This is a genomic window from Roseisolibacter agri (assembly GCF_030159095.1).
Lineage (GTDB): Bacteria > Gemmatimonadota > Gemmatimonadetes > Gemmatimonadales > Gemmatimonadaceae > Roseisolibacter > Roseisolibacter agri.
Genome location: NZ_BRXS01000003.1, coordinates 316,542 through 338,731, shown reverse-complemented (window position 1 = coordinate 338,731; position 22,190 = coordinate 316,542). Strand labels below are relative to the sequence as shown.

The 22,190-nt window shown below is 74.2% G+C and carries 19 protein-coding genes; 7 read left to right on the top strand and 12 right to left on the bottom strand.

Translation table 11 applies throughout. The features are described 5' to 3' along the window. Positions 1-487 precede the first annotated feature (487 nt). Positions 488-1,282, bottom strand: a complete 795-nt coding sequence (locus tag rosag_RS10110; protein WP_284349987.1) for an SGNH/GDSL hydrolase family protein — start codon at positions 1,280-1,282, stop codon at positions 488-490. A 7-nt stretch (positions 1,283-1,289) separates the two neighbouring features. Next, positions 1,290-2,483: an acyltransferase family protein gene (locus rosag_RS10105; protein ID WP_284349986.1), complete on the bottom strand. Its 1,194-nt coding sequence runs from the start codon at positions 2,481-2,483 to the stop codon at positions 1,290-1,292. Between the two features lie 567 nt (positions 2,484-3,050). Between rosag_RS10105 and rosag_RS10100 the strand changes: the two genes are divergently transcribed. After that, complete coding sequence (locus rosag_RS10100; protein WP_284349985.1) at positions 3,051-3,869, top strand: matrixin family metalloprotease; 819 nt, start codon at positions 3,051-3,053, stop codon at positions 3,867-3,869. Positions 3,870-4,038: 169 nt separating this feature from the next. Here rosag_RS10100 and rosag_RS10095 read toward each other — a convergent pair whose 3' ends face one another. After that, a complete protein-coding gene (locus rosag_RS10095) occupies positions 4,039-4,842 on the bottom strand; it encodes a hypothetical protein (protein WP_284349984.1) in 804 nt (267 codons plus the stop codon). Between the two features lie 141 nt (positions 4,843-4,983). Here rosag_RS10095 and rosag_RS10090 point away from each other — a divergent pair, with 141 nt between their 5' ends. Next, positions 4,984-5,637: a TonB family protein gene (locus tag rosag_RS10090; protein WP_284349983.1), complete on the top strand. Its 654-nt coding sequence runs from the start codon at positions 4,984-4,986 to the stop codon at positions 5,635-5,637. 66 nt (positions 5,638-5,703) lie between these two features. Here rosag_RS10090 and rosag_RS10085 read toward each other — a convergent pair whose 3' ends face one another. The 9 genes from rosag_RS10085 to coxB all read right to left on the bottom strand — a co-directional run bounded on the left by rosag_RS10085 (position 5,704) and on the right by coxB (position 14,868). Then, positions 5,704-5,883 carry a hypothetical protein gene (locus tag rosag_RS10085; RefSeq protein WP_284349982.1) on the bottom strand — a complete coding sequence of 60 codons (180 nt, stop codon included), beginning with the start codon at positions 5,881-5,883 and terminating at the stop codon, positions 5,704-5,706. Positions 5,884-6,319: 436 nt separating this feature from the next. Further along, on the bottom strand, positions 6,320-7,444 hold the full coding sequence (locus rosag_RS10080) for a beta-propeller fold lactonase family protein (RefSeq protein ID WP_284349981.1): 1,125 nt from the start codon (positions 7,442-7,444) through the stop codon (positions 6,320-6,322). A 69-nt stretch (positions 7,445-7,513) separates the two neighbouring features. Beyond that, positions 7,514-7,717 (bottom strand): hypothetical protein, encoded by a 204-nt coding sequence (locus rosag_RS10075; protein ID WP_284349980.1) that lies wholly within the window; start codon positions 7,715-7,717, stop codon positions 7,514-7,516. A 167-nt stretch (positions 7,718-7,884) separates the two neighbouring features. Next, positions 7,885-8,364, bottom strand: a complete 480-nt coding sequence (locus rosag_RS10070) for a c-type cytochrome (protein WP_284349979.1) — start codon at positions 8,362-8,364, stop codon at positions 7,885-7,887. After that, a complete protein-coding gene (locus rosag_RS10065) occupies positions 8,361-10,220 on the bottom strand; it encodes a methanol/ethanol family PQQ-dependent dehydrogenase (protein WP_284349977.1) in 1,860 nt (619 codons plus the stop codon). Before rosag_RS10065 ends, rosag_RS10070 begins: the two co-directional genes overlap by 4 nt. An 11-nt stretch (positions 10,221-10,231) precedes the next feature. Further along, positions 10,232-10,666, bottom strand: coding sequence for a c-type cytochrome (locus rosag_RS10060; protein WP_284349976.1), 435 nt, complete (start codon positions 10,664-10,666; stop codon positions 10,232-10,234). Beyond that, positions 10,663-11,067, bottom strand: a complete 405-nt coding sequence (locus rosag_RS10055) for a hypothetical protein (RefSeq protein WP_284349975.1) — start codon at positions 11,065-11,067, stop codon at positions 10,663-10,665. The genes rosag_RS10060 and rosag_RS10055 overlap by 4 nt, the downstream gene beginning before the upstream one ends. 7 nt (positions 11,068-11,074) lie before the next feature. Next, positions 11,075-13,756: a cytochrome c oxidase subunit I gene (gene ctaD, locus rosag_RS10050; protein ID WP_284349974.1), complete on the bottom strand. Its 2,682-nt coding sequence runs from the start codon at positions 13,754-13,756 to the stop codon at positions 11,075-11,077. Positions 13,757-13,764: 8 nt separating this feature from the next. Continuing rightward, the gene (coxB, locus tag rosag_RS10045; RefSeq protein WP_284349973.1) at positions 13,765-14,868 is read right to left on the bottom strand and encodes a cytochrome c oxidase subunit II; all 1,104 of its coding nucleotides are present in this window, start codon (positions 14,866-14,868) and stop codon (positions 13,765-13,767) included. A 228-nt stretch (positions 14,869-15,096) separates the two neighbouring features. On the opposite strand from coxB, the gene rosag_RS10040 reads away from it, so the two are divergent. The 5 genes from rosag_RS10040 to rosag_RS10020 all read left to right on the top strand — a co-directional run bounded on the left by rosag_RS10040 (position 15,097) and on the right by rosag_RS10020 (position 22,187). After that, the gene (locus rosag_RS10040) at positions 15,097-17,337 is read left to right on the top strand and encodes an ATP-binding protein (RefSeq protein ID WP_284349972.1); all 2,241 of its coding nucleotides are present in this window, start codon (positions 15,097-15,099) and stop codon (positions 17,335-17,337) included. 394 nt (positions 17,338-17,731) lie between these two features. After that, positions 17,732-19,516, top strand: coding sequence for a PAS domain-containing sensor histidine kinase (locus rosag_RS10035; RefSeq protein WP_284349971.1), 1,785 nt, complete (start codon positions 17,732-17,734; stop codon positions 19,514-19,516). 103 nt (positions 19,517-19,619) lie between these two features. Beyond that, on the top strand, positions 19,620-20,624 hold the full coding sequence (locus tag rosag_RS10030; protein ID WP_284349970.1) for a 3'-5' exonuclease: 1,005 nt from the start codon (positions 19,620-19,622) through the stop codon (positions 20,622-20,624). 10 nt (positions 20,625-20,634) lie between these two features. Further along, positions 20,635-21,399 carry a DUF2490 domain-containing protein gene (locus rosag_RS10025; protein WP_284349969.1) on the top strand — a complete coding sequence of 255 codons (765 nt, stop codon included), beginning with the start codon at positions 20,635-20,637 and terminating at the stop codon, positions 21,397-21,399. An 89-nt stretch (positions 21,400-21,488) separates the two neighbouring features. Continuing rightward, positions 21,489-22,187: a DUF937 domain-containing protein gene (locus rosag_RS10020; protein ID WP_284349968.1), complete on the top strand. Its 699-nt coding sequence runs from the start codon at positions 21,489-21,491 to the stop codon at positions 22,185-22,187. Positions 22,188-22,190 lie beyond the last annotated feature (3 nt).

Genomic DNA, 22,190 nt, shown 5'->3' with positions numbered 1-22,190 from the left:
CCGAGCGTCACAAGCGTGCGCCGTCGCCGCCACGCGCATGGCCTCCGTCCGAGGACACCGTCACGCTGGCGAACGGCGCCGCTGTCGCGTCTGTCGACCTCGGGGTCCCCGGCTCCGCGTCGGCGGCGGCAGGGCGCGCGGGCGCGGTGGATGTGCGCCTGTTCTGCTACCGCGACACGAGCTCTGGGAGCACGCCGACGACCACGACATCGGGCTCGCCAACGGCGTGGGCGTTGGCATTCACGGTGGCGGCGCGTGGAAGTCCACCCGTGCGATCACGTCGCTGACGCTGATCCTCGACGGCGGGAGCTTCGACGTCGGCACGATCGCCACGCTCCACGGCATCCTGTCGCGCAGCCGGCCGTCGGCGAGAAACAGCGCCCAGGGCCGTGCCGACGCGGAGCGAGCGCGTGGACGCGCTCCCGCTCGCGCTTCAGCTCCGCCGGCAGGCCGTCCCACGCCACGCGGCTCATGCCGACCGTGCGCGTCATGGCACCTCCGGAGTGCCGGTGGGTGCGGCGGCCAGGTCTGCCTTCAGGAGCTCAAGCTCCTGCAGCACCGATCGCGAGATCGCCTCATACCCTGCCGCGTTCAGGTGCACGCTGTCGTCCGCGAACTCGGGACGGACCCCGCCATCCGGACCCACGAGCAACGGCACGACGTCAAGCACGCGCACGCCCGGCCCCGCCAACGTGCGGATGTACGCGTTCACCTCGGCGATCGCCGCGTCCACCGGGGCCGCGCGGCCGCCACGCGCCGCGCTCGAGCGCGGGAAGATGGTCGTCAGGAGCACCCTGGAGCTGTCTGCCCGCGCGAGCGTCACGAGTCTGGCAAGGTTCGCCTTGCACTGGCGCAGTATGCTCGCACGCTCCTCAGGGAACTGCGCCAGCTTCGTGAGATCGTTCACGCCCGCCTGGACAAGCACCACGGATGGCTGCAGGGGCGCGACGTCCACCGGGTAGCGGAGCACCAGCTGCGCGGTGCTCTGGCCGCCGATGCCGCGGTTGACGTACTCGAGCCCGGGTACGACCAGGACGGGCCACGTGACCACGCGCGAGTCGCCGAACATGACGAGGCGGCGTCCCGCGGGACGCGTCGCCGCCGCTCGATCGGACGCGAAGACCTCGAGGCCGATCGGGTCCAGCGCCTGGCGCGCGGCGGCGCGCTCGAGGCCATTCACGAGCCGCCAGAGCTTCACGTTCGCCATGATGGAGAACGCGAGGGCAGCGAGCAGCAGGGCGATCCCGACACGCCGCGGTGCGGGCCACAACGAGCGCTTCATGGCGGGGTCACGGCGCGACGATCTGCGGCTGCGCGCGGCCGCGCTCCACCGACGGATCGCGCAGCCAGGGCCCTTCCCACCATCGCCAGGACGCAGCCGCGAGCACGGCGGTGAGCCCGAGGGCGGCGAGGAACTGCACCAGCCGCGGCATGTCGAGCACCACGCGCGTCGCGACCTCGTCGACGAAGTAGAGGACCGGCCCGTGGAGCAGGTACAGCCCGTAGCTCACGGTGCCTGCCCAGCGCAGCGGCGCCCAGGTGAGCCTTCGCGCGAGCGGCGAGCCCGCCGGGGCCGTCGCCGCGGCCACCAGCGCCCACCCGGCCACCAGGTTGCCGGCAGGAATCACGATGAGCTGCACGGGAGCCGCGCCCGCGCGCATGCTGGGATCCAGCGCCCACGCGATGGCCGCGAGGGCGAGGAAGGCCAGCGCACCGCGCATCGGAGAGACGATGAGTGGCCTCGCGAGCGACCGCAGTGCCGCCCACCGGGCGGCGTCGCGCGCGCACACCGCCAACCATCCGCCCAGTGCGAGGCCGTCGAGTCGCGTCACGGTCATCATGTAGGTGGCGCCGGCCGACATGCCGCTCACCAGCAATCCACTGCGCAGCGCGAGACTCGCAGCCGCGATCGCGAGGCAGAGCCCTCCCACCCACGCGCGCCGCACTGCGAGGAGCAGGAGCGGCCACGCGAGGTAGAACTGCTCCTCGACGGCCAGCGACCAGTAGCCCGCGATGCCGAGCGGATTGTGGTAGGTCGGGAACGGCCGGGCGTGATACCAGTTCACCGTATGCGTCCAGAGCCACGGCGCGGCGTCGCGGAACGCGGCGCGCTCCACGTCGGCGGCCCACGTCGTCCACAACGCGATGCTCGTGAGGATCGCGAGCACGAGCAGGTAGAGCGGCCAGATGCGGCGCGCGCGGCGCGCGTAGAACCGCCGCAGCGCGCCCGGCGCGCCGCGCCCGTCGAGCAGGATCCCCGTGATGAGGAACCCGCTGAGCACGAAGAAGAGGTCGACGCCCAGCCATCCCACTCGGGTGACCGCGATGAGGCGAGCTCCGAGCAGCGTATCCCCGAGCTGAGCAATCGTGTGATTGGCGAGCACCAGGAGGATTGCCACGCCACGCAGGCCGTCGAGCGCCGGGATCCGGGGCGCCGAGCGCGAAGGGACGTGCGAGAGTGAAGGTGCAACGGACGACGCCATCCGTGGCATGCGACCAAGCTGCGGGTCAAACCGCCCGACGAAGGCGGCGTCGCCTCCGAACCGGGGTGGTCTTCCGTGCCGTCGTGCGATCTAGCGGAGCGCTGCCTTCAGGGTGTGCGCGCGCGTTTGGCCAGGATCTCGCGCACCACGCGACGGCTCTCGCACTCGGCGTGCTTCGCGAGGATCACGTGGCGCAGTCGCGCGAGGGGTAGCCCGTCGGCGCAGTGGCGAAACGGCGGGGCCCACTGGCACCCAGCCCCGGCGTCGGAGCGGCTCGGGGGCGCGTGGCGGGCGCCCCATAGTGGAGGCCGTTCCCGCTTGGCGCCAGCACCGCATCGCGAGGGCGAGGGCGACGGGCAAAATCCGCCCGAGACCCCCCGCAGTCGCGTGCCGCGGCAGCGAATGACATGGACCGCTCTGCATGCCGCCGACCTTCGAGTGCGCACACTCCCGGTCGCGCGGCCTTGTGCGATCACGACTGCAGGACAAGAGTGGATGCGTCGCCCGGCGGCGACCGTGGAAGTCGACTGCCCTGGGCCACCGTCAGTTCAACGGAGGAGCTACGGTATGGCCGCCGTGTTCTTCACACCGATGGCATTCCACGGCTTCGACGGGCACGACTCGAAGTCCGGTCCATACCAGATGGTGCCCGTCAAGGAAGCGCGTCTCGTCGGAATCCGAACGCCACATCAGGACTGCTTCGTCCGAAGTCTCCACGACCAAATCGTGTCAGTGGCATGCCAGGAGCGCATCAGCCTCTGGGGCGATGAGCACTATCAGTTCCCGCTGGTTGGCCATTCGGTGGGGCGCACACAGGTCGTCGTCGAGAGCCGCCGCGGTCATGCGCTCGCGCACCTCACGGTGAGCGTGAAGGAGCGGCGAGTGCGAACATATTCGATCCTGCTCCTGCAGGATCGCCAGCATTCGACCGTGCGCTCCATCCCGGATGCGCAGCGCATGATGGGAGCGGTCGGGAAGCTGTATCTCCAGCAGGCGAACGTGCAGCTGGCTCCCAAGTTCGCTCCGCGTACGCTCACGGTGAGCGATGACCTGGGAATCCCGCTCGACGTGACGAAGGAGCGGCGAGACCGCATCCTTCATTTCCTTCCGACGGACGAACTGCTGCTGATCGCCAACAACGTCCGCGTGATCTTCAGCTGGAGGCTCGCAGGGCGGCAGCTGGGGGTCACGAACGAGCCGACCGCGCTGGTGTTTCTGGCGGATGGATCGAGCGTCTACGTGCTGGCGCACGAGGTCGGCCACGCGCTGGGCCTGTCGCACAATGATGTCCCCGACTCGCTGATGAGCGCGGAGGAGACGGAGAACCCCACGAGCCCCCAACTGTTCTGGCATGAGATCGACAAGGTGAATCCTTCGGGCACGTGAAGAGCGGCGCGAGTCGAGACGCACCGCCGTTGCAGTCTCAGCGTGCATGGCCCGACGAACGGTTCCGCCGCGAATCGTCTACTCGTCTCGGTGACGGGGCCGTACGCCGTCAGCGGAGCTTCGGGGCGGAGCGCCGGCCTCGGATTCCCTCACGGACCTGTCCTCCGCGTCAATCCAGCCCGAAGTGGTGCAGCACCGAGTTCCCCAGCTGCATCGTCGCGACCGCCGCCGCCGCGAAGTAGGCGCCGCTCCACCAGTGGCCCGCGAGCAGCACGCCGCCCAGCAGCAGTGGCGCCATCCCCGCCAGCAGCCACGCTACCGGCGCCCAGCGATGCGGCGCCGCGGGCGCGCCCGGCCGCGGCGTGTGCGCGCGCGGGAGCACGCCGTCGAGGACCGCCGCCGCCTGCGCACACAGCGCCTCCGTGGGCGGATGCCAGACGCCCTTCGCGACGTCCGGCATGCGCGCGCCGTACGCGCGGATCACGCGACCCGGCAGGTCGACCGCGAAGTGGCTGAACCCCTCCCATCCCACGACGCGCGCGCCGTGCTGGAAGCCGTACGGCCCGAAGCGCACCGGCACGAGCGCGGTGCGCCGATAGACGAGCGGGAAGCCGAGCGTGACGCCGGCCAGCACCCACGCGACGAGGAGGCCGAGCATGCCCACCCAGAAGACGACGGTGGGGGACACGCCGGGCGGCACCGACGACGGATCGGGGCCGCGCATCGCGTCCACGAGCGCGAGGACGGCCAGCGCGCCGTGTCCCGCGCCGTGCAGCCCGATGAAGGCGCCGACCATCGCGTCCTGCTGCCGGATGGGGAGCGGGCGCTCCTCCCACGCGACGCCGTCGATGGGGTGCTCGGGGCGGCGGCGGATGCCGCGCAGCCCGGCCCACGTGGTCCACACGCCCACGCCGAGCCCGACGAGCGCCTGGACGATCATCGGCATCGCGCGGAGCCAGTCCGCTCGGCTCATGGCCTCCTCTCCACGGGTGGGTGCGCGGAGAGTGCGATCGAACGGCCGGGCGCGCCATCCCTGCGCAGCGTGACGCGACGCTACGCTGGCGGCCCGGGCCGCGACGGCTCACCTTGTCGGCCACCCGCCTCCCTTGCGCCGATGCCCCGGATCCCCGCCCTCCCGCCGCTCCTCCTCCTCGCCGCGCTCTGCCCGGGCGTGGCCGCCGCCCAGGTGGTGATGGGGCGCGTGGTCGAGGCGCGGACGCGCGCGCCGCTGGCCGGCGTCGACGTGCGCGCGGAGCTGGCGCGCGACAGCGTGGTCGCGATGAAGACGGGGGCCGACGGCGTCTTCTCGCTGCTGCTCCCCGGAGCGGGCCGCTACCAGCTGACGCTGCGCGTGCGCGAGGACGTGCACGTGGTGAGCGACTCGTTCGACCTGGCGATGGACGCGGTGCTGCAGCGCGAGTTCCTGGTGGAGGTGCCCCAGCAGCGCGCGCTCTTCGAGTTCCAGGTGGAGAAGCCGGTGCGGCCGCTGCGCGGCACGGTGGGGCCGCAGTACCCGCCCACCATGCGCGCCAGCAACATCGAGGGCGAGGTGCTGGCGCAGTTCGTGGTCGACACCACCGGCCGCCCCGAGCCGACGTCGTTCCGCGTGCTGCGCTACACGAACCTCGAGTTCGTCGGCGCGGTACGCGACGCCGTGCTGCTCATGCGCTTCCAGCCCGCGGAGGTCGGCGGGCGGAAGGTGCGGCAGCTTGTGCAGCAGCCCTTCGAGTTCCGACTGACGGCGGCGCCGGTGGTCCCGCGCCCCTGAAACGACGACGACGAGGCCCCCGGTGCCGGGTGGCCTCGTCGTCGTGTCGTGCGCTGGTGCGGTCGCTCAGTCGGCGCGCGGGACCGGTCGGCGCGGCAGCTCGAACTCGTCGGTCTGGTGGAGCCGCCGGCACACCGCCACGTCCTGACAGCGCGCGGCGTACGCCAGCCGGAAGAAGAGCGCGTCGCGCGTCGCCTCCCGACTCGGTCCGGGACTGTACTCCTCGGCGGATGAGGCATCGTGCATGATGTCCTCCCAGGGCATCGCGATGATGGGGCAGCGCTGCGTCGCGCGCCCGCCGCCGCCCGATGCGTGAGGCGTGCCGCGCGAGTCCGCCGGGGCACGATTCCGCGGTTTCGGGCGGCCATCACGCCGCCCGGGCCGGATCGGCGCCGGTCGAGCCCGTCATCCGACCGATCCTGTCACAGCCGTCCGCCGTTCAGGGGCCGGCGCGCCGTGTGGGGGTCGGCGAACTGGGGATGCGGATCCTCCGGATCTGAAGACCGATGCGCCGGATCGCTCCGCATGGCGGCGACGCCCCATACGCCAGCGCGGAGCGATCCGAAGGATCCGTTCCCATCCGAAGCATCCGCATCCCAACGCGTAGTTCGTGCACGCACGGTGCGACGTGGGACGCCGAGGGCACGGAGCAAGAGGATCCGCAGCCCGCAGCCCGCAGTCTTCAGTCGGGCGCCCGCCCCACCGCCACCCCCCACGCCAGCTGCCCCACCGGCAGCGTCTTCACGACGCGCATCGCGGCGGGATCTGCGACGTCCACCACGCTGACGTCGTGCGACGGGCCGTTGGCGGCGTACAGCTTGCGCGCGTCGCGCGTGAGCGCGATGCCCCACGGACGCGTGCCGACCTCGACGGTGCCCACGATCGCGTTGGTGCGCGTGTCGACGGCGACGACAGTGCCGCCGCGGCCCGTCGACACGAACAGGTGCGCGCCGTCGGGCGTGACGGCGAGGCCCATCGGCCGCGCGCCCTCGGGCAGCGTGATCGTCGCCGCCACGCGGTGCGCCGCCGCGTCGACGAGCGACACCGTGCCCCCCATCTCGTTCGACACGTAGTACTGGCCGTCCGGGCGGAACGCGATGTCGCGCGGACGGCGGCCCACCGACACCCGGCCGCGGACCGCGCCCGTGGACGCGTCGATGGCCGTCACCGCGTGGTCGCTCTCGGAGGTGACGTGGAAGGTGCGCGCGTCGGGCGCGAGCCGCACGCCCTCGGGCTCCGTGCCGACCTTCACCGACTGCGCGACCTGGCCGCTCCGCACGTCCACGATGCTCGCCAGCCCGACGTCCTCGTTCGAGACGAACAGCCGCGTGCCGTCGGGCGTGAGGTCGAACGTCTCCGGATCGGAGCCGCCCGGCAGCACGCGCAGGATGCGGCGCGTCGCGGCGTCGATCTCCGCGATGCCGTCCTTGCTCTTGTCGGCCGCGAGCTTCTCGCACTCCTCGTCCGGCATCGTCGGCGGGCAGCGCGGGGAGCCCGAGAGCGCGACGTAGACCAGCCGCCCGTCGGGCGTCACGCGCACGCCGCGCGGCCGCGTGCCGACGGCGATCGTCGCCACGACGCTGTCGGTCGCGACGTCGATCACGCTGATCTCCCCCGAGCCCTCGTTCGTGACGTACGCGAGCTCGGTGGATGCGCCGGTGGATGCGCCGGTGGACGCGCCGGTGGACGCGCGTGGCGCGGCCGCGCTGTCGGCGCGCGGCGGGGCGTCGCCGCGCGTGCAGGCGGTCGCGCATGCGGCGAGGAGCGCGGCCAGCAGGCACGCGCGGAAGGTCGGGCGCTCGGGCATCGGTGGGAGTGCGAGGGTCGCGAATGACGCGACGCCAGCACTGCGATGCCCATGCCGCCGCGACGTGCGCTACGAGGCGTCGCCGCGCAGGTCGCCCGGCAGCGATGCGGCGGGCGCCGTCGCCGGCCGGTCGTCGCGAAAGGCGACCACCAGGCTGACGACGCGCGCCACGACGTCGCGGAACTCGCTGTCGTTCAGCGAGCGGCAGGCGGGCGCGAGGCGGCGCGCCACGGTGCGCGCGAGCGCCTCGACGGACTCGAGCTGGTCGGTCACGGCGATCTCCCGGTCGGCACGCGGGGCGCGCGGCCCTGGAACGTCGGTGGCCGCCGCGGCGCGGCCACCGTGCTGGGAGGAAACACGCGACTCGGCGCATACCCCAGCGCGGCGGCCGCCACCATCGCGCGTCCGGGCACGCGACGCAAGCTCGACCGCAGCAGCGGCTAGCGGCCCGGCATGCCCACGCGACTGGCGTCCGCCTTGGGATCGTGCAGCGTCGCCACGTACGCCGCGATCTTCCACGCCTCGGCCGCCGGCAGCCGCTGGCCGAACGCGGGCATGCCGTTCGGGCGGCCCTTGAGGATCGCCTCGACGATGTTCTCCGACTGGCCGCCGTAGATCCAGTCCGCGTCCGCGAGCGGTGGGCCGATGCCGCCGCCGCCCGCGCCGCCGTGGCACCCGCTGCAGTTCATCGCGTTGTACAGCGTGCGCCCCTCGGCGACCGCGAGCGCGTCGTCCGCGTACGGGTTGCGCATCGCGACGTCCGCGCGCGCGCCGCCGGCCGAGAGCGCGCTGGTGCGCAGCGCGGCGGTGTCGCGCACCGGCGCGCCGCCCGGCAGCGTGCGCTCCGCCGCCGGCTCGCCGCACGCCGCGAGCGCCGTCGCGAGCGCCGTCGCGAGCACGAACAACCGGACGCGCGTCATCGCGTGCCTCCGCGGTCGGGCAGCGCGAAGACGTACAGCATCCCGCCCTGCGGCGTGTGCTGCGGCAGGTCCTTCATCGCGTCCGCGAAGCCGAGCGCGATGTGCGGATCGACCTCCGGCTGGAGGCCGAGCGCGGCGGCGCCCGCCCAGCCGCCGACGCCGGCGAGCACCGCGACGTACTGCTTGCCGTCGGGCCCGCGGTACGTGATGGGCTGCCCGATGATCCCCGAGCCCGTGCGGAACTGCCAGAGCAGCGCGCCCGTGCGCGCGTCGACCGCCTTGAACCAGCGGTCCATCGTGCCGTAGAACACGACGTCGCCCGCGGTGACGACGGTGCCGCTCCACGCCGGGAACTTCTCCTTTATCTCCCACACCTTGCGGCGCGCGACCGGATCCCACGCCGCGAACACGCCGCGATGTCCGCCGGGGCCCGCGTACATGCGCACCTGCGCGCCCACGTACGGCGTGCCGGCGATGTAGCCGGTCTCCACGCCCTCGTAGTCCATGCACAGGTTGTTGTGCGGGAGGTAGAGGAGGCGCGTGCGCGGCGACCACGCCGACGGCTGCCAGTCCTTCATCCCCGGCGACGCGGGGCAGACGTCGCGCGCGAGGCGGTTGCCCGTCGCCTTCTCGGGGTTGAGGATCGGGCGCCCCGTCTTGAGGTCGATGCCGCGCGCCCACGTCACCGGCCCGAAGGGATCGGCGGAGAGCACCTCGCCCGTCGCGCGATCGAGCACGTAGACGAAGCCGTTGCGCTCGGGGCGCACGAGCACCGCGCGCGTGCGCCCGCCGATCGGCAGGTCGAGCAGCAGGTTCTCGTTGATGCCGTCGAAGTCGTGCTCGTCGTGCGGCGTCCACTGGTAGGCCCAGCGCGCCATGCCCGTGTCAGGATCGCGCGCGAAGATCGACGACGCCCACTTGTTGTCGCCGGGCCGCTGCGCGGGGTTCCACACGCCGGGGTTCGACGTGCCGTAGTAGATCAGGTCGAGCCGCGGATCGTACGAGATCCACCCCCACGCGGTCGCGCCGCCGACCTTCCACTGGTCGCCGCTCCACGTCTTCACGCCGAGGTCCTTCTCGCGGTCGGCGGCGTAGAACGGCTGGAAGTCGGCGCCGATGCGCACGTCGCTGTCGGGGCCCGTGCCGTACGCGCGCCACGCGATCGCGCCCGTGCTCGCGTCGAGCGCGGTGAGCCAGCCGCGCACGCCGAACTCGCCGCCGCTGTTGCCCACCAGCACCTTGCCCTTCACCACCAGCGGCGCCATGGTGATGCTCTCGCCGCGGTTGATGTCGCCGAGCTGCACCTTCCACACTTCCTTGCCGGTCGCCGCGTCCACCGCGACGGTCTGCACGTCGAGCGTGTTGAAGAAGATCTTCCCATCCGCATACGCGGCGCCGCGGTTGACGACGTCGCAGCACGCCACGCCCTGCGCGGCGCGCGCGGGCTTCGGGTCGTAGCGCCACTTCAGCGCGCCGCCCGGCTGCGCGAGGTCGATCGCGTACAGGTGGTTGGGGTACGGCGTGACGACGTACATCGTGCTGCCGACGACGAGCGGCGCCGCCTCGTGCCCGCGCAGCACGCCGGTCGAGAAGGTCCACGCGAGCTGCAGGTCCTTCACGTTCGCGGTGGTGATCTCGGTCAGCCGGCTGTAGCGCGTGGACGCGTGGTCGCGCGCGGGCATCGTCCACTGTCCGTCCTCGCCGGCATCGGGCGCGGCGGGCGACGCGGCTGGCGCGGAGTCGTTCGCTGCCGCGGTCGGCCGTGCGCCCGCGGACTCCACGGTGGCGTCGGAGCGGTCGCACGCCGCGAGCAGCAGCACGAGCGCGCAGTTGGGCATGCGGCGGGAAGGAGGCATACCACTCACTCTCAGTGTGCGCCGAGCCATCGCTTCGGCAGCAGGTGCGGAGGGCCGAGGCCGCCCGCGTGGTCGGTGTAGAGGAAGGCCGCGATGTCGCGCGCGTCGCGCGGGCCGACGTTCAGGTCGGGCATCGCGGTGCCCGGCCGCAGCGCCTGCGGATCCTGGATCCAGCGCACGAGCGTCTCGGGGTCGTTGCGGATCGTGCCGGCGAGGTAGGACCGCGCCGCGAGCGCGTGCAGCGACGGGCCCACGCGCCCCACGGCACCGGGCACGTCGGGCACGGCGTGGCACCCACCGCACCCGTACGCCGCCACCATCCGGCGCCCACGCTCGGCGTCGCCGCCGCTGACGGCGGGGCGCGGCGTGACGCCGCCCTCGCGGCAGCCGGCCAGCGCGACCACCGGCGCGAGCAGCGCGGCCGCGAGACACGCACGCACCCTCATGCGCTCCTCCCGGCCGAGCACACCGGCACCAGGAGCACCGGCGCGGCCTGGTAGGCGATGGCGACCGCGAACAGCACCGCCAGCACGAGCCCGACGAGCATCAGGAACGCGACGCGCGACGTGCGGTCGCCCATGCGCGCGTCCCACGCGTCGTCGGTGGGGCGGTCGGCGGCGCGCGCGCGCACCCACAGGCGGCGCGCCAGCAGCCCCGACGCGCCGGCGCCCAGCAGCGCGACGAGCGTGAGCGCGGCGATCGCGCCGCGTCCGCCGCCCCAGCGCGTGGAGCAGTCGAGCGCGACCAGCGTGTACGCCACCAGCAGGTGCACCGTCCACGCGGCCGGCGCGCCGAGCAGCGCGACGAGGAGCGCGGTGCGCGAGGGCGTGCCCGCGTCGTCTCTCACGAAGGCCTCATGCGACGCGCGGCCAGAGGTGGACCGCGCCCAGCACCAGCAGCCAGACGGCGCACGTCGCGTAGCTCACGAGCGACGTGTTGAGCGCGACGCCGCGGCCGCGCGGATCGCGCGGCGCGCGCCACGCCCACGCCAGCGCCGCGACGATCATCCCGGCGACCGCGATGCCCAGCAGCGCCGCGTAGCCCAGCAGCGCGAGCACGCTCGAGTCGTAGGCGTCGGCCGCGGGCGCGAACTCGCCCGCGCGGTAGGCGCGCACCACCAGCCACGCGAACGCCGCCCAGAGCGCGAGCAGCGCGACGAGCACGAGGCGGCGCACGCCGTCGCGGCGGCGGTCGCAGGCGGCGGTGAGCACGCGCGTGAGGATCGCCGCGAGCACCGCCGCGCCCGTGGCCCACAGCGCGGGCGCGAGCGGCGGCGCGTGGCGGCCGTCGGGCAGCGGCGTCGGGCCGTCGCCGAGGTAGAAGTACGACGCCAGCAGCGTCGCGAGGGCGACGAGGAGGATCACGACCAGCACGCCCGTGCCCCAGTAGCCGTTCGCGGCGCGGTCGCCGACGACCAGCGCGAGGCCGTGCGCGCCCGGGCGGTAGTCCTGCGGCGCGTGCGCGGCCGGGCGCGCGTCGGTCGGGTCGCCGTGTGCGTGCGCCTGCTCGTCCACGCGCGTCGCGTCCGCGAGCGCTTCGTCCACGTAGGCCTCGTCGATCGCGGTGCGCTCCGTGTCGAGCGGCCAGAACCAGCCGACGATCGCCGCCAGCGTCACCGCCGCGCCCGCGAAGAAGACCGGCGCGCGGTCCAGCAGCGCGGCCGCGAAGACGAGCGTGAAGCCGACCGACATCACGAACGGCCAGCCGCTCTTGCGCGGCAGGTGCGCGAGGCCGATCGGCCGGCCGTCGAGGACGTCCACCACGAGCGAGCCGCGCCAGCGCGAGGGCGCGTGGTCGAGCAGCCGTGCCGCGCGCGTCGTGTCGGGGTCGTCGTCGGGCACCGGGAGCAGCGTCGCCTGGTCCCACATCGGGTGGCGGCTGCGCACGACGGGGATGCGCGCGAACTGCGCGTTCTCGGGCGGCGAGGACTCCGACCACTCGAGCGAGTCGCCGCCCCACGGATCGTCGCCCGCCTCCTCGCCGTGCCGCAGCGACTGCGCGAGGTTCACCAGGAAGAGCGCGATGCTGGCGGTGAGCACCACGCCGCCGACCGTCGACAGGAGGTTGAGCCCCTCGAGCCCGAGCCCCGCGGGATACGTGTAGACGCGGCGCGGCATCCCCTGCAGCCCCGTCCAGTGCATCGGCAGGAAGGTGACGTTGAAGCCGACGAACATCAGCCCGAAGTGCCACCGCCCCAGTCGCTCGCCGAGCCGCTTTCCCGAGAACTTGGGGATCCAGTAGTAGAGGCCCGCGAAGATCGGGAAGATGGTGCCGCCGAACAGCACGTAGTGCAGGTGCGCGACGACGAAGTAGGTGTCGTGCGCCTGCCAGTCGAACGGCGTGGCGGCGACCATCACGCCGGTGACGCCGCCGATCACGAACACCACGAGGCCGCCGATGGCGAACAGCAGCGGCGTGCGCCACACCGGCTTCCCCGCCCACAGCGTGGCGATCCAGCCGAAGACGTTGACCGCGCTCGGGATCGCGACCGCCATGCTGGCCGCCGCGAAGAAGCCCATCCCCATCGGCGAGAGCCCGGTCGTGTACATGTGGTGCACCCACAGCCCGAAGCTGAGGAAGCCCGTCGCGACGATGGCGAGCACCATCAGCGAGTAGCTCATCACCGGGCGGCGCGCGAACGCCTGCACGACGTGCGACACGACGCCCACCAGCGGCACGAACATGATGTAGACGTCCGGGTGGCCGAACACCCAGAAGACGTGCTGCCAGAGCAGCGGGTCGCCGCCGTAGCGCGCGTCGAAGAAGCGCGTCAGCTCCTTGCGGTCCAGCTCCAGCATCGCCGTGCCGACGATGAGCGGCGTGAACGCGAAGATGATCATCGCGCTCGTCACCAGCATCGCCCAGCAGAACAGCGGCAGGCGGTTGAGCGACATGCCCGGCGCGCGCATGCGCAGGATGCCGACGATCATCTCCGCCGCCGCGCCGATCGCCGCGACCTCGGCCACGCTGAGGCCGATGTCCCAGAAGTCCATGTTCAGCCCCGGCGAGAACTGCTTCAGGTTCAGCGGCACGTACGCGAACCAGCCGCCGTCCGGGGCGAGGCCGAACAGGAAGGAGCTGTAGATGAAGATCCCGCCGAACAGGTAGGTCCAGTACGAGAGCGCGGTGAGCCGCGGGAAGGGCAGGTCGCGCGTGCCGTTGAGCAGCGGGATCAGGTAGTTCGCGAACGCCTCGATGAACGGGACGACGAAGAGGAAGATCATCGTCGTGCCGTGCATCGTGAACAGCTGGTTGTACGTGTGCGGATCGACGAACCCGTTCTCCGGCCGCGCGAGCTGCACGCGCATCAGCAGCGCCAGCAGCCCGCCCACGATGAAGAACGCGAAGCTCGTCACCATGTAGCGGTTGGCGATCGGGATGTTGTCGATCACCGTGAAGATGCCGAGGAGGCCCTTCGGCGCGTCCCACGTCGCCTCGAACTCGCGCGCGCGCTGCTGGGCCGCGCTCTCGCCGGGCAGGGGCGCGGGCGGCCGCTCCTCGGGCGAGCGCTCCTCGGGTGGGGCGAGCGTGGCCATCGATGGCGTCAGCGCAGCGTGATGAGGTAGCGGGCGATCGCGTGCAGCTCGGCCGTCGTCATCGGCACCGGGGGCATCAGGCTGCCGGGCTTGTGCGCCTGCGGATCGGCGATCCACCCGTGCAGGTTGCCCGGCGAGTTGGGGAGCGTGCCGGCGGCCAGCGTGAGCCGGCTGCCCACGTGCGTGAGGTCGGGCCCCAGCCGACCGCGGGCGAGCGTGCCGCGCACGGTGTGGCAGAGCGTGCAGCCGGAGCCGAGGAACGCCGCGCGGTCGGCGAGGCGCGCGGAATCGGCGGGCGCGGCGGGCTCCGCGCGCTGCGCCGCCTGCCACGCGGCAAAGCGCTGTGGCGGCTCGGCCACCACGGTCAGCGCCATCTTCCCGTGCTGCACGCCGCAGAACTCCGCGCACTGCCCGCGCCACACGCCCGGGCGGTCGGCCTGCAGCGACAGCACGTTCACGCGGCCGGGCACGAGGTCCATCTTCCCCTGCAGCCCCGGCACCCAGAAGCTGTGGATGACGTCCCCGCTGCGCAGGCGCAGCAGCACGCGTCGTCCGACGGGGATGCGCAGCTCGTTGGCGGTCTCGAAGATCCGCGCGGGCTCGGCGTCCAAGTAGCGCACCTCCCACCAGTACTGCCGGCCGACGACCTCGATCGCCAGCTCGTCGGCGCGCGGCGCGGCATCGGGTGCGGCGAGCGCGTTCGCGGGCGCGACGACGGCGCCGAGCACGCGCAGCGTCGCCACCAGCACGACGAGCAGCACGACGGTGGGGAAGACGATGCCGCCCGCGACCACCCAGCGCGCGCCGCGCCGCTCGCTCGCCGGCCGGCCGCGCCCCGCGCGTCCGCGGCCGCCGCTCTCGTCGTTCGTGCGCTCGCCGCGCGGGTCGGCGGGGCGGTCGGCCTCGGGCGGCAGCTCGTCGGGCCGTCGCCGCCGGAGCAGCGCCCACGCCAGCAGCGCGAACGTCAGCACCGTCGCCGCCAGCCCGAGCCAGAGCATCAGGTTCCACAGCTCGCCGATGCGCGCGGCGTGCGGCCCGCCCACGCGCAGGGCGGACTGCTCGCCCACCGCGCGCGGCTGCGCGAGGAGACCGAGGAGGGGAGCGACGGGCATGTCGGTCAGGCCGCGGGGCATGAAGCGGGCCCCTGACGCGGACCGATGGCCGGCGCGCGCATCGACTGGTGCAGCGCATCGCCCGCAGTCGGTGCGGACGCGACGCGCTGAAAGCGTCCAGTCTGTCGCGCAGCGACGACGGGTTTTACGTTCGGCCTCCACGCCTCATCGGGAGCCGCGATGCCGGCCGAGCGCTACCCGTCGGAATTTCCCGCGCCGCACGACTCCGTGCCCGCGCCGTCCGCGCCTCCGATGGCGCCCGACGTCGAGGTCGCGCTCGCGCGCAGCGAGGAGCGCTTCCGGCTGGCGACGCGCGCCATCGGCGGCTTCGTCTACGACTGGGACGCGCGCACGGGCCGCGTGGAGTGGACCGGCGGCCTGCTGGAGACGATCGGCGTCGCGCCGTCCGAGGCCGACCCGACGATCGACTGGTGGCACGGCCGCGTGCACCCCGACGACGCGGCGCGCGTGGGCGCCGACGGGCACGTGGACCTGCTGCACGACCCGACGCGCACGTCGTACGAGTTCGAGTACCGCGTGCGCCACCGCGACGGGCGCTGGCTGTGGGTGGCGGACCGCATGCACGTCGTGCGCGACACCGAGGGCCGCCCGGTGCGCGCGGTGGGCGGCGTGACCGACGTGACCGCGCGCCGCGCGGCGGAGGCGGCAGGCGCCGCCCGCGCGCGTCGGCTCGACCGGCTGCGCGAGCTCGGCGCCGCGCTGGCGCGCATGCTGACCGTGTCGGAGGTCGCGCGCGCGGTGCTGCCGCGCGCGGTGGCCGCCGCGTCGGCGACGGTCGCGCTGCTGCTGCTCCGCACCGCGGACGATCCCGATCTGCTGGAGGCCGTGAACGGCGTCGGCGGTGCGGCGCACCTCGCGGCCGGGTGGCGGCTGCCGATCGCGTCGTCGCTGGCGGTCGCGCGCGCGGTGCGCGAGGGCGTGCCCGTGTGGGGCGACGCGCGCGACGCCGCGCCCGCCGCCGACGAGGCGCGCGCGCTGGCCGCGGCCACGGGCGCGAGCGCGTGGGTCGCGCTGCCGCTGCGCGTCGACGGGCGCGTCCTGGGGACGCTGGCGCTGGGGTATCCGGCCGCGCCCGAGGTGGACGACGAGCGGCGCGAGTTCCTCATGGGCTTCGCCGACCAGTGCGCGCTGGCGGTGGCGCGCAGCCGGCTCGTGGAGGCCGAGCGGGCCGCGCGCGCGCGCGCCGAGCGCGCGCTCGCGCACACGCAGCGGCTGCAGCGCCTGACCGCGGAGCTCGCGCGCGTGCCCACGCCGCAGGAGGTCGCGGAGGTCGTGCTGCGCGAGGGCACGGCGGCCGTCGGCGCGGCCACGGGATCGGTCAGTCTCCTGGGCCCCGACGGCGACACGATGACGACCGTCGCCAGCATCGGCTGGGCGGGGCGCGGGCTGTGGGAGCGCTACTCGCTGGCGGCCAGCGGCTCGCCGGGGCTGGAGGCGCTGCGCAGCCGCGTGCCGGTGTTCGTCGCGACGCCGCAGGAGCTGGCGGCCCGCTTTCCGGCCGCCGCCGCGTCCGCGGCCGCCGCGGGGCTGCAGGCTACCGCGGTGCTGCCGCTGGCGATCGGCGGCCGGGCGCAGGGCTACGTCAGCCTGTCGTGGAGCGCGCCGCACGCCGTGACCGACGAGGAGCGCGCGCTGCTGGAGGCGATCGCCGCGCAGGGCGCGCAGGCGCTGGAGCGCGCGCGCCTGCTGGAGGCGGAGCGCGTCGCGCGCGCCGAGGCGGACGCCGCGAACCGCGCGAAGAGCGACTTCCTCGCGACCATGTCGCACGAGCTGCGCACGCCCATCAACGCCGCGCTGGGCTACGCGGAGCTGATGGCGCTCGAGGTGCACGGCCCGGTCACGCCCGCGCAGGGCGACGCGCTGGCGCGCATTCGCCGCAGCCAGCTCGCGCTGCTCAGCCGCATCAACGACGTCCTGAGCTTCGCGAAGCTGGAGGCGCGGCGCGTCTCGTTCGACCTGCAGCCGCTGGACGTCGCGCAGCTGCTGGCCGACGTCGAGCCGCTGGTGGCGCCGCAGGTCGCGGCCAAGGCGCAGGCGTTCGCGATCACGCCGCTCGTGCAGCCGCTGCACGCGCAGGCCGACGCCGAGCGCGTCTCGCAGATCCTGCTCAACCTCGTGTCGAACGCGGTGAAGTTCACGCCGCCCGGCGGCCGCATCGCGCTCGAAGCGTCGTCGCTGGACGAGGGCCGGCGCGTCGCCATCCGCGTGCGCGACACGGGGCGCGGCATCCCCGCCGACCGCCTGGAGAGCGTCTTCGATCCGTTCGTGCAGGTGGACGCGACGCTGACGCGCGAGCAGGGCGGGACGGGGCTGGGCCTCGCGATCAGCCGCGAGCTGGCGCGCGGCATGGGCGGCGACCTGACGGTGGAGAGCGTGCCGGGCGAGGGGAGCACGTTCACGCTCACGCTCCCGCGCGGCGAGCGACGGAACCACGCGGCGCACGCGTAGCAGCACCGCGAAACCCCTTTGTGCCTGTGGGAGGGATGCGGATGCTCCGGATCTGATTCGGATGCTTCGGATCGTCCCGTGTGGCGGCGACGTTCCATGCGCCCGAGCGGAGCGATCCGAACGATCCGCTTCCATCCGGAGCATCCGCACCCCTCCCAAAAGCCACAGGGGGCGATGCGCCGAGGCTCGACCGCCGGCGCGGACCGCACGCGACGCGTGTCACGGGGTATCAGCGATTGCCCTGTCGCCCGGCGGTGCAGATGCCGATACTACCCCGGGTGCTCCGCCCCGCGCGCGACGACCGGCGTCGGCGAGGCGCACCCGGTGACGCCCCCCTCCCGCGTCGCCGCGCCCGCCCGGGCGCACCGCCGGCCCGCCCCGGGCCTTCCCTCCCATGCTCGCGTCCCTCCTCCAGCTCTCGGCCGGCCCCGTCGCGGGGTCCGTCGGCCTGCTCGCAACCGTCGTCGCGATCGCGGCGCTGGCGGCGCGCCGCCGCGTGCGCGCGTCCGACGCGGCCGGTGCGCCGACGCAGCACGCACTGCTGCAGGCGATGTTCGAGGACTCGCCCGATCCGGCGTACGCCAAGGACCGCGACGGGCGCTATCTCCTGTGCAACGCCGCCGCGGCGCGCGCGATGGGGTGGCCGGCCGGCGAGATCGTGGGCCGCACGGACGAGGAGCTGCTGCCGCCCGAGCGGGCCGCGGCGGCGCGCGCGCGCGACGCGCGGGTGCTGGCGGGCGGCGGCAGCGAGACCATCGAGGTGGTCACCGGCGACGGCGACGCGCGCCGCACCTACCTGGTGACCAAGAGCGCCTTCCGCGACGCGTCGGGCGCGGTGGCGGGCGTGTTCGGGATCGCGCGCGACATCACGCGCCGCAAGGCGGACGAGGAGGCGCTGGCCCACGCCAACCACGTCCTCGAGGAGGCGCGCGCGCGGGCCGAGTCGGCGAGCCGCGCCAAGAGCGACTTCCTGGCCACGATGTCGCACGAGCTGCGCACGCCGCTCAACGCGATCCTGGGCTACGCGGACCTGCTGGGGATGGGCGTCGCGGGGCCGGTGAGCGACGACCAGCGGCGGTACTTCACGCGCATCGAGGCGAGCGGGCGGCACCTGCTGGCGCTCATCGACGACGTGCTGGACGTGTCGAAGATCGAGGCCGGCGAGCTGAGTGTGGAGCGGCGCCCCGCGGAGCTGGCGGACGTCGTGGAGGCGGCGCTGGCGCTCGTGCGCCCGCAGGCCGACGCGAAGGGCGTCGCGCTCGTCGCGCCCGACGCCGAGGCGTGGCGCGCGCTGCGCTACGTGGGCGATCCGGACCGCGTGCGCCAGATCCTCGTCAACCTGCTCTCGAACGCGGTCAAGTTCACGCCCGAGGGCGGGACGGTGACCGTCGCGTGCGCGGTGGAGGACGCGGGCAGCGCGCCGCGCGTCGCGGTCGCCGTGCGCGACACGGGCATCGGCATCCCGGCGTCGGAGCACGCGCGCATCTTCGAGCCGTTCGTGCGCGTGGACGGCGGCCTCAATCGGCGCGTGGGCGGCACGGGGCTGGGGCTCGCGATCAGCCGCCAGCTCGTGCACCTGATGGGCGGCGACATCGCCGTCGAGAGCGCGCCGGGCGAGGGCTCGACGTTCACGCTGCGGCTGCCCGCGTCCACCGCCGGCTGGGAGGCGCGCGTGCGCCTGGGCGAGCGGCTGCTGGCGCGCATGGCCGACGTGCTCACCGCCTACGTGGCCGCGCTGCGCCAGGACGCGTCGCTGCCGGGCGCCGCGCAGGCGACGCGCCCCGCGCTGGAGGGCCACGCGGGCGCGCTGCTGGCGGCGATGGCGCACGACTTCGCGGTGCTCGACGACGACGCGGCCGACCGCGGCTCGCTGATCGCCGACGGCGGCGCGTTCAAGGCGCTGCTGGCCGAGCGGCACGGCGGCCAGCGCGGGCGCCTGGGCTGGGACGCGAGCCTGCTGGCGCGCGACTTCGCGCACCTGGGCGACGCGATCGAGCACGTGCTGGTGGGCGTCCCGCCGCGCGGCCGCGACGCCGCGGCGCTGGGCGACCAGCTCGATCTCCTGCGCACCTTCCTCGCGGAGGCCGAGGCGCTGGCGGTGGACGGGCTGCATCGCGGCGTGCACACGGGCACCCATCCGGTGCCGCCGCCTCCGTCGCTCCCGCCGCGTACGCGCTGACGTTCCGCCGCCCCGGTTCCGGCGCGCGCGGCCGCGTGTTCTATTGCGTCGGGCCGCGCCGACCTTCATCCTCGCGGCGACGCTTCCGAGACACCGCTGCCGCATGCCCACCGCCGACCGCCTGCCCACCGCCGACGCCTGGGGCTTCGTCCCCGGAGCCGCCGACGGCGTCGCACAGACGACCGCGCACGCGGAGACGGAGCGGCGGCTGATCGACGCGCTGACGGCGTCGGGGCGCTACCAGGTCATCGAGAAGCTGGAGCCGCGCCCGCACTACCACGCGCCCGACGGCACGCCCACCAAGCAGGCGCTCTTCGTCGACGTCGAGACGACGGGCCTCGGCGACGACGACCGGATCATCCAGCTGGCGATGATCCCGTTCGAGTTCGCGAAGGACGGGCGGATCTTCGCGGTCGGCGCGTGCCGCAACTGGTACGAGGACCCGGGCATCCCGATCCCCGAGGAGATCACCGCGCTCACGGGGATCTCGCAGGCGGACGTGGACGGGCAGCGCATCCCGGACGCGGAGGTCGAGGCGATCCTCGCCGACACCGCGCTGGTGCTCGCGCACAACGCGCGCTTCGACCGCCCGCACCTGGAGCGCCGCTTCCCGCTGTTCGCGGAGAAGCACTGGGCGTGCAGCTGCGACGACGTGCCCTGGCGCGCCGAGGGGCTGGAGTCGTCGAAGCTCGGGTGGCTGGCGTACCGCATGTGCCGGATGTTCTACGAGGCGCACCGCGCGGACGCCGACTGCCTGATGGCGATCCACCTGCTCGCCAGCCGGCTGCCGTCGGGGAAGCTGGCGATGGAGGTGCTGCTGGACTGCGCGCGCGCGAAGACGGCGCGCATCTGGGCGTGCGACAGCCCGTTCGAGACGAAGGACGTCCTCAAGCGCCGCGGCTACCGCTGGAGCGGCGGCGAGAACGGCCGCCTGAAGGCGTGGTGGCGCGACGTGCCCGAGGCGTCGCTCGAGGCGGAGTCGAAGTGGCTCGCGGAGCACGTGTACGGCGGGCAGCCGAAGCATCGCGTGCAGCTCGTGGACGCGAAGCTGCGCTACTCGACGCGCGAGCCGCCCGCGCCGCCGCGCCCCTGGACCCCACGCTCGTGATGTGCGCGTGATGCATCGTCTGCTCGTCCTCACCGCCGGCGCGCTCGCGATCGGCGGGGCCGCCCGCGCGCACGCGCAGGCCACCACGCCCGCGCGCCGCGCCGCCACCAACACGCACAGCTGGCTGCAGCTGTTCGGGGAGCACCGGCTGGACGCGCGCTGGTCGCTGAGCCTCGAGGCGCAGCTGCGCCGCGCCGACCTCGCGGGCGAGACGCCGCAGCAGCTCGTGCTGCGCCCGGGCGTGCTGTACCAGCTGGGCGGCGGCGCGCTGCTGGGCGCGGGCTACGCGTACGCGGGGACGTCGGTCTACGGCGACGCGCCGGCGGCCGCGCCGTTCCCCGAGCACCGCACGTGGCAGATGCTGCAGTTCCCGTCGCGCACGGGCGCGGTGGCGTGGTCGCACCGCCTGCGCACCGAGCAGCGCTGGGTGGGACGCATCCGCACGGTGGACGGCGTCGCGGCGCACGACGGCTACGCCTTCCGCCATCGCGCCCGCGCGCTCACGCGCGCCACGGTCGACGCGCAGGCGCTCGGCGTCGCGCTGCCCAGGGCGTACCTCACGTCGTGGGGCGAGCTGCTGGTGCACGTCGGCGAGAGCCCGGACGGGCAGATCTTCGACCAGAGCCGCGCCGCGCTGCAGGCGGGCTGGCGCTTCTCGCCGCGGCTGCGCGCGGAGGCGGGCTACATGCAGCAGTTCATCCAGCGCGGCGGCTCGCGCGTCTCGGAGAGCAACCACACGCTGGTGCTCTCGCTGTTCGCGGTCACGGGTCGCTGAGCGCGGCGGCGCGCTTCTTCCCGGAGCGGTGGGCCCCGGCCGCGATCCCGCGCGGCGCGGTCGCTTCCCATCCGATCCGGAGTCGTGCCGTGAGCCTTCTCGACCTCATCCATCAGCAGCTCGGGCCGCAGCAGGTCCAGCAGATCAGCCAGCAGGTGGGCGCCGACCCCGCCGCCACGGAGCAGGCCGTCGAGGCGGCGCTTCCGATGATGCTCGGCGGCATGGCGGCGGGGACGCGCGAGCCCGAGGGCGCGAACGCGCTCGCCGGCGTCCTCGGCGGTGGCGGCCTGGGCGGGATCCTCGGCGGGATGCTGGGCGGCGGCGGGCACGCGGCCGGCGCGGGCGGTGGCATGGGCGGCATGGACCTCGGCGGGGTGCTCGGCAGCATCCTCGGCCGCTCGCAGCCGGCGGTGCAGGACGGCGTGCAGCAGGCGTCCGGCCTCAACTCGGACCAGACGCGCAAGCTGCTGATGATCCTCGCGCCGATCGTCCTCGCCGCGATCATGAAGAGCCGGCAGGGCCGCACCGCCGACGGCGCGGTGGCGAGCGGCGGCGGGCTCGGGATCCCGGGCATGGGTGGCGGGATGGGTGGCGGGACGGGCATCCCCGGCATGGGCGGCGCGCAGCGCCCCGCCGACGCGTCGATGGTCGACAGCGACGGCGACGGCATCCCCGACTACCTGGAGCAGGAGGCGCGCACCGCCGAGGCGCGGGCCGCGCAGCGCAATCCGAAGATCGGCGGGATCCTCGGCAAGATCCTCGACATGGCGCAGCGCCCGCCGCGCTGATCG

What these genes read in the sequence shown, in the direction of transcription:
- rosag_RS10110 (WP_284349987.1), bottom strand. Translation starts at nt 1,282, where the DNA reads ATGAAGCGCTCGTTGTGGCCCGCACCGCGGCGTGTCGGGATCGCCCTG.
- rosag_RS10105 (WP_284349986.1), bottom strand. Translation starts at nt 2,483, where the DNA reads ATGGCGTCGTCCGTTGCACCTTCACTCTCGCACGTCCCTTCGCGCTCG.
- rosag_RS10100 (WP_284349985.1), top strand. Translation starts at nt 3,051, where the DNA reads ATGGCCGCCGTGTTCTTCACACCGATGGCATTCCACGGCTTCGACGGG.
- rosag_RS10095 (WP_284349984.1), bottom strand. Translation starts at nt 4,842, where the DNA reads ATGAGCCGAGCGGACTGGCTCCGCGCGATGCCGATGATCGTCCAGGCG.
- rosag_RS10090 (WP_284349983.1), top strand. Translation starts at nt 4,984, where the DNA reads ATGCCCCGGATCCCCGCCCTCCCGCCGCTCCTCCTCCTCGCCGCGCTC.
- rosag_RS10085 (WP_284349982.1), bottom strand. Translation starts at nt 5,883, where the DNA reads ATGCACGATGCCTCATCCGCCGAGGAGTACAGTCCCGGACCGAGTCGG.
- rosag_RS10080 (WP_284349981.1), bottom strand. Translation starts at nt 7,444, where the DNA reads ATGCCCGAGCGCCCGACCTTCCGCGCGTGCCTGCTGGCCGCGCTCCTC.
- rosag_RS10070 (WP_284349979.1), bottom strand. Translation starts at nt 8,364, where the DNA reads ATGACGCGCGTCCGGTTGTTCGTGCTCGCGACGGCGCTCGCGACGGCG.
- rosag_RS10065 (WP_284349977.1), bottom strand. Translation starts at nt 10,220, where the DNA reads ATGCCTCCTTCCCGCCGCATGCCCAACTGCGCGCTCGTGCTGCTGCTC.
- rosag_RS10060 (WP_284349976.1), bottom strand. Translation starts at nt 10,666, where the DNA reads ATGAGGGTGCGTGCGTGTCTCGCGGCCGCGCTGCTCGCGCCGGTGGTC.
- ctaD (WP_284349974.1), bottom strand. Translation starts at nt 13,756, where the DNA reads ATGGCCACGCTCGCCCCACCCGAGGAGCGCTCGCCCGAGGAGCGGCCG.
- coxB (WP_284349973.1), bottom strand. Translation starts at nt 14,868, where the DNA reads ATGCCCGTCGCTCCCCTCCTCGGTCTCCTCGCGCAGCCGCGCGCGGTG.
- rosag_RS10035 (WP_284349971.1), top strand. Translation starts at nt 17,732, where the DNA reads ATGCTCGCGTCCCTCCTCCAGCTCTCGGCCGGCCCCGTCGCGGGGTCC.
- rosag_RS10030 (WP_284349970.1), top strand. Translation starts at nt 19,620, where the DNA reads ATGCCCACCGCCGACCGCCTGCCCACCGCCGACGCCTGGGGCTTCGTC.
- rosag_RS10025 (WP_284349969.1), top strand. Translation starts at nt 20,635, where the DNA reads ATGCATCGTCTGCTCGTCCTCACCGCCGGCGCGCTCGCGATCGGCGGG.